Raw genomic sequence first — 12,175 nt, 5'->3', positions numbered from 1 at the left:
GGCGATTTCTTTTTCTGCGTCTGCTGATTGAGCGTTCATGAGAAATATTAAATTGACCTTGGCCTATGATGGATCGGAATATGCTGGGTGGCAGGTGCAACCCAATGGGCCGTCCGTCCAGGCCTGTGTGGAAAAAGCGATTGAACAGCTTACGCAGCAGCGCAGTCCGGTGCTGGTCGCAGGTCGTACTGATGCCGGCGTGCACGCGTTAGGTCAGGTGGCCAGTTTTCAGACGGAATCAGCCATTCCCTGTAAGAATCTGCAAACAGGATTACAGCGGTTTCTGCCAGAGAGCATCTGTGTGCGCGAAGTACGGGAAGTACCGCCGGACTTTCATGCTACCTATTCCGCGATTCAGAAACGGTATCGGTATGTGATTCACAATTCAGCGGTTCCCTATCCGTTCCTGAAAAAATATGTGAGCGAGTTCGGTCGTCCTCTGGACTCAGACCGCATGCATGCCGCCGGTCAGCAGCTGCTGGGCCAACATGATTTCCGCTGTTTCGAATCGCATTATCCCAATAAAGCAACCAGCGTGCGGACGATTACAGAACTGACTGTGCAGCGGACCGGGGTCTGGCCTGTGTGGGGAGTATTAGAACAGGCGCATCTTTCGATGGAGAATTCTACTTCAGCGGAGTTCATTACCGTCGATGTTGTTGCTGACGGATTTTTGTACAATATGGTGCGCGCGATTGTAGGTACGCTGCTGGACGTAGGCGTTGGTCGCTGGACCTCAAACGATGTACAGAAAATTCTGACCGGAATGGACCGTTCACAGGCCGGGCCAACAGCGCCGGCCTGTGGTTTGTACCTGGTACAGGTTGACTATCCGGAATGAATTCTGCAAATTAGATTTGATCCCGATCGGTAAAAATTACGTTTGCTGTAAGTCGAGTGTTCTTAACGGACCGGGAGTAAAACCATTCGGATTCAGAGAGATTGAGGGGCCCGCCACCTTCAATACGGAAAGTGAAAGATGAGTCAACCACCACCTTTGCCACCGCATGATGCCGATGAGCCTATCTTTCTGGAAGACTCATTTGACGGAGGAGGAGAACGGATTGATGATGAAAATGGTCGCATTTTCCCCTGTGAGAGTTGTGGCGCCGATCTGGTCTTCAATATCAAAACACAGAAGCTTCGCTGTGGACATTGTGGATATCAAAAAGAGATCGGGATTGATCCGAATCGGGAAATCGTAGAGCAGGACATTCATGCCATGCTGGCTCACCTGCGTGAACTGCGGGAGCAACCGGCTCAGGAAGGAGATGGTCAGGAACTGGAAGTGCGCTGCGAAAGTTGTGGTGCCACGCTGCTGTTTGTGGATTCGGTCACCAGCTCTGAGTGTCCTTACTGTGCCTCTCCCATTCAGCTGGAGCATGCACATACCTCAGATCAGCGGGTCCCCGTGGATGCGGTGCTCCCGTTTCTGATCGAGGAATCTGTGGCGCGGCAGCAGTTGAAAGCCTGGGTTAAGTCGCTGTGGTTTGCGCCGAATGAATTTGTGGAGAAGGGCGTAGAAGGGAAGTTTCATGGCGTTTATATGCCATATTTCACTTACGATTCCATGACCAGTACCCGTTATTCCGGTCAGCGGGGTGAATATTATTATGTCACGGTGGGGAGCGGGAAGAATCGTCGTCAGGAAAGACGGACACGCTGGTATCCCGCTTCGGGAGCCTTTCAGCGTTTCTTCGATGATGTGATCATTCTGGCTTCGCACGGCTTGCCTCGCCAGTTGATACGGGAGCTGGAACCGTTTCCATTACATCTGATGGTTCCGTTTAAGCATGCCTATCTGGCGGGCTTTACTGCGCGAACTTATGAGATCGAACTGGATGACGGGTTCGTGCTGGGAAAAGAGCGGATCGATGCTGCTTTGTATTCCGAAGTCTGCAGCCGCATCGGCGGCGATACCCAGCGGGTTGATTCAGTCGAGAGTCATTACGATGCAATTACGTACAAGCACCTGCTGTTGCCTTTGTGGCTGATGAGCTACAAGTATAAGGATACGCTGTATCAGGTCGCCGTGAACGCAGCGACCGGCGAAGTGAATGGGGAGCGTCCTTACAGCTGGGTGAAAATCATGTTTGCTTCACTCGCCGCAGCTGCAGTGGCTATCGGTGGAACCGTGCTGTTCAATCAGTAATGACCAACTTGTCTGCTTGAGTGAGATTTGCCGGAATCACCGGATTTGTTCAAGTTTCTGACCTGTATTCACGGACAATGCGCAGTAGTCTCCAGAAATTAGAAACAGATGCCTCACGACGGTTGCCGATCTGTCCACAGGGAGGTAAAAAAACGTAAGATTCCGCATTAATCCTGACCTGTGTTCAGGGGCAGGTACACTGGTAATATTCAATGTTAAGGAGTGCTTTAGAGATGACTCATCCGATTCGAGTTGCGGTAACCGGGGCAGCTGGCCAGATTGGTTATGCCATGCTGTTTCGCCTGGCTTCCGGGGAAATTTTTGGCCCTGATCAGCCTGTCATTCTGCATCTTGTGGAAATTCCTCCGATGCTGTCTGCGTTGGACGGAGTTGAGATGGAGCTTGACGACTGTGCCTTCCCAACTCTGGCTGGTGTTGTCAAAGCGGACAGCGACCACCTGGAAGATGCGTTTGCAGACTGTAACTTTGTCGTCTGCGTCGGAAGTATTCCCCGTAAAGCCGGCATGGAACGTGGCGACTTGATCCGGATTAACGGTCCCATTTTCACCAGCACCGGTAAGGCAATCGAAGCAGCAGCCGCTGAGGATGTGCGGGTTCTGGTTGTCGGTAATCCCTGTAACACCAACTGTCTGATCGCGATGAGCAATGCTCCCAAAGTTCCCCGTGATCGCTGGTACGCCATGACCCGTCTGGATCAGAATCGTGCCATGACCCAGATCGCCAAGAAAGCAGGTCAACCTGTTTCTGCGGTTAAGAACATGAACATCTGGGGTAATCACTCAGCAACTCAGTTCCCTGATTTTTATCATGCTACCATCCACGGTAACCCGGTTCCTGAAATTATTGAAGACCATGACTGGTTGCGCGGCGAATTCATTGAAACTGTGCAAAAACGTGGTGCTGCCGTTATTCAGGCCCGTGGCGCTTCCAGTGCCGCTTCTGCTGCGAACGCTGCCCTTGATACCATTAAGAGCATTATCACACCGACACCGCTGGGCGAAAGCTTCTCAGCCGCTGTCTGCAGTGATGGCAGTTACGGAGTTGATGAAGGCCTGATCTGTGGTTACCCACTGACCAGTGATGGAACTACCTGGAAAATCGTCGAAGGTCAGGAGCATGATGATTTTGCTCAAGCCAAGTTTGAAGCGACTTTACAGGAACTGCGGGATGAACGCGATGTCGTTCGCGATCTGCTGCCTGGTTAATCCCGTTTCAGATTTTGAAGTATCAGTGAAAGAGTCACGCTCCATCGACGTGGCTCTTTCTGTTTTTAATTACCGCGCACGAATCAGAACCGAGTGGAACAATGCAGTCTGACGAGTTACGTAACATCGATAATGAGCATGTCTGGCATCCCTTTACCCAGATGCAGGGGCATCGCGATGAAGAGGTACCAATCATCGAATCAGGCGATGGTTTCTTTCTGATCGATACGGACGGACGTTCGTACCTGGATGGAGTTTCGTCACTGTGGTGCAATGTGCACGGACATCGCGTGCCTGAACTGGACCAGGCAATTCGCGCTCAACTGGATCAAATTGCACATTCGACATTACTCGGGCTGGCGAGCGTCCCCTCAATCGAACTGGCAGAGGAACTGGTAAAACGGACGCCCGCTGATTTGACAAAGGTGTTTTATTCTGACAGTGGATCGACAGCGGTGGAAATTGCGCTGAAGATGGCGTTTCAGTATCACGCAAACAAATCGCCCGCCGATTCACAGACTCGTGATTTGTTTGCCTGTATGCAGCACGCTTATCATGGCGATACGATTGGTTCGGTGAGTGTTGGCGGGATTTCAATTTTTCATCAGATCTTCGGCAAACTGCTGTTTGAATCGGTACAGATTCCGTGTCCTGTCGCTTACCACCGTCCCGAGGGATATACAGAAGAAAGCTATCTTGAATTCTGCTTTGCTGAGTTAGAACGACTGCTTGCAGAAAATCATGAGCGACTGGCGGCTTTTGTAATTGAACCTCTCGTGCAGGGGGCAGCCGGGATGTTGATGCATCCTGCTGGATATCTGAAACGCGTGCGGGAGCTGACTCGTCAGTATGGAATTCCACTGATTGCCGATGAAGTAGCAGTAGGCCTGGGGCGGACCGGGACCATGTTCGCCTGTGAGCAGGAAGGAGTAACTCCTGATTTTCTGTGTCTGGCGAAAGGAATCACCGGCGGCTATCTGCCGTTAGCGGTGACGATGGCAACGGATGAAATTGCGGCTGCTTTCGAGGGCGCTCATACCGACTACAATGCCTTCTACCACGGGCATACTTATACGGGGAACTCCCTGGCATGTGCCGCGGCCCTGGCGACGTTGAAGCTGTTTGATGAGAACAGGACGCTGGATAACGTTCGGGAGACTTCTGCAGTATTGACACAGCGGCTGGCAGAACTCAAGGAGCATCCTTACGTGGGAGAAATTCGCCATAAAGGAGTGATGGTCGGTATAGAACTGGTCGCGGATCGTGAAACCCGGACTGCTTTTCCAGCAGAGCTTCGTTTAGGACACCAGGTGACCCTGGCTGCGAGAAAGAACGGCGTGATTGTGCGTCCGCTGGGCGATGTGGTGATTCTTATGCCGGCTCCTGGAATGCCCGCTGAACTGGTTGAGCAGTTGTGTGATACCGTGTTTGCCGCGATTGATGAAGCGATACAAATGCAGGTAGCTTAATCCGACCTCTGCCTATTTCTGCTCATCTGGCTGATCTGAACCAGCTGGCGGATCTTGTTTCTGCTGTCCCATCTGTTTGAGCACATCATTAATGTCGACGGTCTCGATATCTTTCAGGCTGTCCATCGACATGTCAGGGCGCTGCATCAGTTTCGCGGTTCGACTGCGGGCAAATTTCTGATCGCTGACCATGAATCTCCAGATCAGAAAAACCAACGTGATACTGATGACCAGAAACAGGCTGACAATGTATTTGACTGCTCCTGAAGATGAGGGGGCGGGCTGGTTCGTTGGTGGGAACCAGCGGATCTGGCGGGCAATCAGCAATGGTGCCGTCTGAAGCTTACCGGCTGCAGAGAGATAACCAGATTTTTTAAAGTAATATCCGGTGATCTGAACTTCAGGCATCTCAGCGAGATCCTCACCCTTTGGGATCCCAGCCGGGAGTTGAGTGCAGAAGACTCGCCAGGGATGAGTGCCGGAATCCTTTGAGAAAAACCAACCCTCGTAAAGGGAATCGACTCCGTACGTGTTTTTTTCTACAGAAACAGATTTGAGTCGTTTCAAGTGACCCTTTACTGTCATCAGTGATCCTCGGTACTGGGGAGATTCTGTCATGACAACAACAAAAGGGGGCGCCGGTTCTGCCGACTGTTCCAGGACGTTTTGCGGGATGGCTGCTGCTTTAGCCAGCAGATAATAAAGAGCGTTTACTTCATGAGTACGGATACCCAGGTTACTGTCTGAGACAGGATTCAACAAGCGGGGATCAACACGTACATCATATTCACCGGTTTCCAGCCGGGCGATGACTTTTTCAGGTACTTCGATTTCAGACGCTGGTTCTGAGCGAAATTCGTCTGGTTTCAGCGGTGATTCTTCCCTGACGCTGAAGTCAATTGCGCGGGGGGGCTCTTTGGCCTGCTGTCGAGCAGGCTCGTCTGCAGGGCGTCCCGTGAGCCAGTACCAGTTTTGTTCTCGTGAAGCATAAAGCATCGCGAAAAAAATGACACCCAGAGCGGCAACCAGTCGAAACAGCCGAACCTGATCACGGCGACTGAAATAAGAAGGCGTCGTTGATCGTTTATGAAATCGCATTCAACAACGCCCTTTATGCTGGTTCCTATTCTCAATAAATCCGCCTGCAGACTGAGTCGCCTGCAGGTCGGAGAGTCGATTATTTTCTTTTGGGTTTATACATGTGCGTCGCCTGACCAGTGAAGGCTTCTGCTCCTTCCATCAGGGTCTCCGAGAGCGTGGGATGTGCATGAATGCTTTCGGCGACGTCCTCTGCGACCGCGGCCATTTCGACAGCCATTACGCCTTCCGCAATCAGTTCACCGGCACCCGGTCCGACAATCCCGACGCCGAGCACACGCCCGGTTTTTTTGTCGAAGATCATTTTGGTGAGGCCTTCCGTGCGGCCCAGAGTCTGAGCCCGTCCTGAGGCAGCCCAGGGGAAACGAGTGATTTCCACATCCAGTCCCTGGTCTTTGGCTTCCTGCTCGGTCACACCACACCAGGCGAGTTCCGGGTCGGTGAAAACAACCGCGGGAATGGCGATGTTATCGAACTCGCCGAATTCACCGGCTATGCTTTCGATGGCGACTTTGGCTTCACGGGTGGCTTTATGTGCCAGCATCGGTTCGCCGGCAATATCACCAATCGCGTAGATGTGAGGCTCGGCAGTTCGCTGCTGTGCATCGTGTTTGATGAAACCGCGTTCGTCCAGCTCCAGTTTCGTATTCTCGAAGCCGATGCCTTTTTTATTCGGACGACGGCCGATCGAAATCAACACACGGTCGAAGACCTGCTGGGGTTCGACCCCTTCACCACTCAAGTCGGCTGTGATTCCGTTATCACCGGGAGTCAGTTTTTCGACTTTGGTATTCAGGTGAATGGCCGCAAAACTTTCGGTAAGCCGTTTCTGCAGCGGGCGCACCAGATCACGGTCTGCACCGGGCAGAAGTCCGCCTGTCATTTCCACAACCGTTACTTCCGAGCCCAGGGCGGCATAAACACTGCCCATCTCCAGACCGATGTAACCGCCGCCAACGACGAGCAGTTTTGTGGGGATGTCGGCCAGTTCCAGGGCACCGGTAGAATCCATGATCCGATCATCATCCAGATCAAAGACGGGAGGCACAGCTGGTGAGGAACCTGTGGCGACAATCGCGTATTTGAATTGAATGGTTTCGGTTGTTCCATCCTGTTTTGTGACTTCGACGGAGTTGGCATCTTTGAAACGGCCGAAGCCTTTGAGGATTTCCACGTTGCGGGCGCCAGCGAGTTGCCCGATTCCGCCGGTCAATTGTGTGACGACCTTGTTTTTGAAGTCCCGGAGCTGATCGAGGTTGATTTCCGGCTTCTGAAAGGTAATGCCCCACTCAGCGGATTCTCTGGTTTCATTGATCAGTTTTGCGACATGCAGCAGTGCTTTGGAAGGAATACAACCCCGGTTCAGGCAGACACCCCCGGGGGCAACGTCATCATTGACCATAATGACTTTGTAGCCTTTGTCGGCAGCTTCAAATGCGGCTGGATAACCGCCGGGGCCACCGCCGATGACAACAATATCCGTTTCTCTGGTAGCTGATCCAGACATAATATCGATAAACCTCTTATTGAATTACTTCAGTGTAGATAACGATCTCAGCAGTCAACCAGCAGATTGAACGGATCAGAGAGCAAACTGGAAAGACGCACGATGAATCGAGCAGCGTCTGCACCGTTGATGACCCGGTGGTCGTAGGACAACGACAGAGGCAGCATCAGGCGGGGAACAGGACTATCATTCAGCAGTTGGAATTCATGTCGCGAACGTGACATACCCAGGATGGCGACTTCAGGATAATTGACGATTGGCGTAAAGGACGTTCCACCAAGTCCACCCAGGTTGGTGATGGTAAAGGTTCCGCCCTGCATGTCATTCATTTCGAGTCTGCGATCACGCGCTTTGATAGCCAGCGCATTCATTTCGTTGGCAATGGTGATGATGTTTTTCTTGTCAACATCTTTCACGACAGGGACAACCAGTCCATTTTCGGTATCAACGGCGACACCGATGTTGATGTAGTTCTTGTAGACAATTTCATCGGTCTGCGAATCGAAGCTGGAGTTAAAACTCGGATATTCGTGCAGAGCGATAGCGATGGCTTTCATGGCCAGCGCGGTCATCGTAACTTTGGGACCCGAATAATTGGGCTTGGAGATAAAGAGTTTTCGCGCAGTTTCGAGGTCAGTGATATCCGCCAGGTCATGTTGAGTGACGTGCGGAATGACCTGCCAGGACAGACTGAGGTTTTTGGCAGAGACACGCGACAGTTTGTTGAGTTTCTTGCGTTCGACTTCTCCAAACTGAGTGAAGTCCGGCAGCGGAGGTACGGCGATTCCACCGCCACCGCTGGAAGGTCCACCATTGGCAATCAGGTTTTTGACGTAGTCTTCGACGTCTTCCTGAGTAACACGTCCACCGGGACCTGAGCCACTGACCTGATACAGATCGACGCCCAGCTTACGTGCCAGTTTGCGGGTCGCAGGTCCGGCGGGAACAGGTGCTTTATTACCCGATGAATCTGTATCCGCTGGCCGCACTGGAGCCGTTGCCGGCTGGGAGGCCGACTTGCTTTCCTGTCTGGGCTTCTCCTTCGATTCTTCCTCAACCGACTGTTCTTTCTGGGCCGTCTCTGGCTCTTCTGCTACCGGTTCTTCAGCCTTGGTTTCTGCCGATTTTTCTTCTTTGGCAGGAGCGGATGCATCACCGTTGGATTCATTGATCAACAGTAAAACGGCACCAATCGATACCGAATCGCCTTCAGAAACTTTGAGCTCTTCAATGGTCCCTGAGTAAGGCGATTCCAGCTGGACCACCGCCTTGTCGGTTTCGATGTCCATCAGAACCTGTCCCTGCTCCACTGTATCGCCTACTGCGACGGAGATTTGCCCGACATCTGCTGTCTCGACACCCTCACTCACTTCAGGAAGTTTAAATTCAGTAGCCATAGTTTTGTGTTCTATCTTCTTGTTGGTAATGCTTCAATAAAACCTGTTGGTATGAGAATTAAGCGAGCCGAGGATTTACTTTCTCTGGATCGATTCCCAGTTCTTTGATGATGGCAGGTAGTTTTGATTTATCGAACTGGCCTTCTTCGGCTAAAGAGACCAGTGTCGCGACCACTACATTTTCTGCATCAATTTCAAAATGACGTCTGAGTGATTCACGGGTTTCACTGCGACCGAAGCCATCGGTTCCCAGGACACAGTAATTTCCAGGGATGTCCTCACGGATCTGGTCGGCGACGAGTTTAATGTTATCGCTGGAAGCGATAAAGGGACCTGCAACTCCTTCAAATGTCGTTTGCAGATACGATTTCTGTGGCTCAGCATCCGGGTGCAGCCGGTTCTCACGTTCCACGTCTTTCACATTACGGGCCAGCTGGTTGTAGCTGGTGACACTCCAGACGTCTGTCGCGATATTAAACTGTTCCGCCAGAATTTCCTGGGCCCGCAGTACTTCACGCAGGATGGGACCACTACCAAACAGTTGAGGCCGCATCGAAGTAGCCGGTTTTTCGACTTCCTGAGCACGGAACTTGTAAATTCCGTTAATGATACCTTCGACGACATGATCGCCTTCGGGCATCGGTGCCATTTCGTAGTTTTCATTATAGACGGAGAGGTAATAGAAGATCTCTTCACCTTCCTGATACATGCGACGCAGACCTTCCTGGATGATAACTGCCAGCTCAAAAGCATAAGCAGGATCGTATGCCAGGAGTGTTGGTACTGTGGAAGCCATGACGTGACTGTGTCCGTCCTGGTGCTGCAGACCTTCTCCATTGAGAGTGGTTCTCCCGGAAGTACCGCCGAGCATAAAGCCTTTGGTACGGGAATCGGCGGCGGCCCAGACCAGGTCGCCGACACGTTGGAAACCAAACATGGAATAATAGACATAGAAGGGAATCATATTGACGCCCTGGTTGGCATAGGCAGTACCAGCTGCTATGAACGAGGAGATGGCTCCTGCTTCATTGATGCCTTCTTCCAGGATCTGTCCATCTTTCGCTTCTTTGTAGTACATCAACTGATCGCGGTCGACCGGCTCATACAGTTGTCCCTGGCTGGCATAGATCCCACACTGTTTGAAGAGGCCTTCCATCCCGAAAGTACGGGCCTCATCCGGAATGATGGGTACAATGCGTTTGCCAATCACTTTGTCTCTCAGCAGGTTACCCAGCAGGATGCCGAAAGCACCGGTGGTGGAGCCTTTTTTCCCTGCCATACTTGTCAGGAATTTATCGAGCGATTCCAGAGTTGGAGTTTCCAACCGTTCTTCGGTGGGCGTGCGCTTGGGGAGATAACCACCCAGTTCTTCCCGTTTTTTCTGCAGATACTGCATTTCGGGACTGTTTTCATCCGGTCGATAGAAGGGGGTGTCTTTGACGTCTTCATCGCGAATGGGGATACCAAACCGAGATCGGAAATCTCTCAGTTCTTCTTCGTTAGCCTTTTTCACATTGTGAGCGATGTTGCGGCCTTCGCCTGCTTCACCCAGACCGTAGCCTTTGATGGTTTTCGCCAGGATTACGGTGGGGGAGCCAGTGTGGTTTACAGCAGCGTTAAAAGCGGCATAAACTTTTTCTGGATCATGACCGCCACGTTTCATGCGTTTGAGCTGGTCATCAGACAGGTGTTCTGCCATTTTAGCCAGTTCGGGATTGTCCCCGAAAAAGTGTTCGCGGATGTAGGAACCGGGTTCGACGACGTACTTCTGGTACTGCCCGTCGATGACTTCCCCCATCCGTTTCACGAGCAGACCATCTTCATCTTCAGCCAGCAGAGGATCCCAGTCACTGCCCCAGACGACTTTGATGCAGTTCCAGCCGGCACCACGGAAGGCGGCTTCCAGTTCCTGAATGATTTTACCGTTACCACGAACGGGACCATCCAGACGCTGCAGGTTGCAGTTGATGACAAAGATCAGGTTGTCAAGGTGTTCGCGGGATGCGAGTGTGATCGCGCCCAGTGTTTCGGGTTCATCCGTTTCTCCATCGCCGACGAAACACCAGACTTTGGATTTCGATGTATCCATGATGCCACGGTTATGCAGATAACGCAGAAAGCGTGCATGGTAAATGGACATAATAGGTCCCAGACCCATGGAGACAGTAGGGAACTGCCAGAATTCAGGCATCAGCCAGGGGTGCGGGTAGGAGGACAATCCACCGCCACGGGGAAGTTCCTGCCGAAAACGTTCCAGGTTTTCTTCTGTCAGACGACCTTCGACGAAGGCGCGGGCGTAGACACCTGGAGAAGCGTGTCCCTGAAAGTAGACAACGTCACCGGAGTGATCTTCCGTCCGGGAATGGAAGAAGTGGTTGAAACCCACTTCCCAGAGTGTGGCAGCAGAAGCATAGGTTGAGATGTGTCCGCCGATGCCGTCATGGTATTTGTTGGCACGCACAACCATGGCCATCGCATTCCAGCGGATGATGCTTTTGATGCGTCGTTCAATCTCACGGTTACCGGGGAACGGTGTCTGCTCGTCAACGGGAATGGTATTGATGTAAGGTGTGTTGGCCGTAAAGGGCATTGTCACGCCTTGACGGTAGGCGCGTTCCTGCAGGATCGCCAATACATTTTTGACTCGTTCTTTTCCGTATCGGATGATGAGGTCATCCAGCGATTCAAACCATTCTTCGAGTTCCGCCGGATCGACTCCAGGCACTGCACCTGTAACTGTCTGTTCTACCATGAGATATGGTTCTTTCAACCTGCTTAAGTATTTTCGATGAGCGTAACTTCTCTTAGATCACTGACTGTAGCCATCCTGGCAGAAATCACGCAGATGAGTTCTCAACAATTCTAGGAATGCACCGTGAGTAAGGGAACTGTCACGGTTCTTTTTTAAGATCGTTCAGCTTCCGGTTTAGAGTTGAGGATGCTGCAACGGATCTCAGTTAGGGAAATGCTAACTAATTTCAGTCTGTTTTGCGAGTCAAAGTAACGGGTCTAAACTCTTTAATAGACATAGCAAACGGCAAACAGAACTGAGACAGGGTATGGGAAGGAAATTTTGAGGAAAATGGGAAGGGGATTGTGAAATGGATTCCAGGGAACACGAATGAGTTCACCCCTTATTTTATTGATCGGCTGTTGTTGAATATGGCGTGAGTCCGTCTCAGAATTCCTGTTGGTGTAATAATACTCAGTTGTGTTTTGACTGGTCAAAACTTCTGCCGTGAAAAGCAGAACCCGAAGTGTCCACAACTTATTATCTGGTCTTAAGATCATTAATTATCGCTCATTTTTAACAATTCTATCTGTTA

Annotated in this window: 8 protein-coding genes; 4 read left to right on the top strand and 4 right to left on the bottom strand. The window is 51.5% G+C overall.

Annotated elements, in window-relative coordinates:
- Positions 1-37: 37 nt before the first annotated feature.
- From truA to bioA, 4 genes are all read left to right on the top strand, one after another.
- On the top strand, positions 38-841 hold the full coding sequence (gene truA, locus GmarT_RS17595) for a tRNA pseudouridine(38-40) synthase TruA (RefSeq protein ID WP_002645617.1): 804 nt from the start codon (positions 38-40) through the stop codon (positions 839-841).
- A gap of 138 nt (positions 842-979) precedes the next feature.
- On the top strand, positions 980-2,152 hold the full coding sequence (locus GmarT_RS17590) for a TFIIB-type zinc ribbon-containing protein (protein WP_002645618.1): 1,173 nt from the start codon (positions 980-982) through the stop codon (positions 2,150-2,152).
- A 233-nt stretch (positions 2,153-2,385) separates the two neighbouring features.
- Positions 2,386-3,378 (top strand): malate dehydrogenase, encoded by a 993-nt coding sequence (locus GmarT_RS17585; RefSeq protein ID WP_002645619.1) that lies wholly within the window; start codon positions 2,386-2,388, stop codon positions 3,376-3,378.
- Positions 3,379-3,479: 101 nt separating this feature from the next.
- Positions 3,480-4,847, top strand: a complete 1,368-nt coding sequence (gene bioA, locus GmarT_RS17580; RefSeq protein ID WP_002645620.1) for an adenosylmethionine--8-amino-7-oxononanoate transaminase — start codon at positions 3,480-3,482, stop codon at positions 4,845-4,847.
- A 12-nt stretch (positions 4,848-4,859) separates the two neighbouring features.
- Here bioA and GmarT_RS17575 read toward each other — a convergent pair whose 3' ends face one another.
- From GmarT_RS17575 to aceE, 4 genes are all read right to left on the bottom strand, one after another.
- The gene (locus tag GmarT_RS17575) at positions 4,860-5,945 is read right to left on the bottom strand and encodes a hypothetical protein (RefSeq protein WP_002645621.1); all 1,086 of its coding nucleotides are present in this window, start codon (positions 5,943-5,945) and stop codon (positions 4,860-4,862) included.
- Between the two features lie 79 nt (positions 5,946-6,024).
- On the bottom strand, positions 6,025-7,452 hold the full coding sequence (gene lpdA / locus GmarT_RS17570; protein ID WP_002645622.1) for a dihydrolipoyl dehydrogenase: 1,428 nt from the start codon (positions 7,450-7,452) through the stop codon (positions 6,025-6,027).
- Between the two features lie 47 nt (positions 7,453-7,499).
- Positions 7,500-8,849, bottom strand: coding sequence for a 2-oxo acid dehydrogenase subunit E2 (locus GmarT_RS17565; RefSeq protein WP_002645623.1), 1,350 nt, complete (start codon positions 8,847-8,849; stop codon positions 7,500-7,502).
- 58 nt (positions 8,850-8,907) lie between these two features.
- On the bottom strand, positions 8,908-11,601 hold the full coding sequence (gene aceE / locus GmarT_RS17560; RefSeq protein WP_002645624.1) for a pyruvate dehydrogenase (acetyl-transferring), homodimeric type: 2,694 nt from the start codon (positions 11,599-11,601) through the stop codon (positions 8,908-8,910).
- Between the last annotated feature and the right edge of the window lie 574 nt (positions 11,602-12,175).

Origin of the sequence: Gimesia maris (genome assembly GCF_008298035.1) — a bacterium.
GTDB classification, from domain to species: domain Bacteria; phylum Planctomycetota; class Planctomycetia; order Planctomycetales; family Planctomycetaceae; genus Gimesia; species Gimesia maris.
The sequence above is the reverse complement of the archived record's forward strand: the minus strand, read 5'-3'. Positions and strand labels throughout refer to the sequence as shown.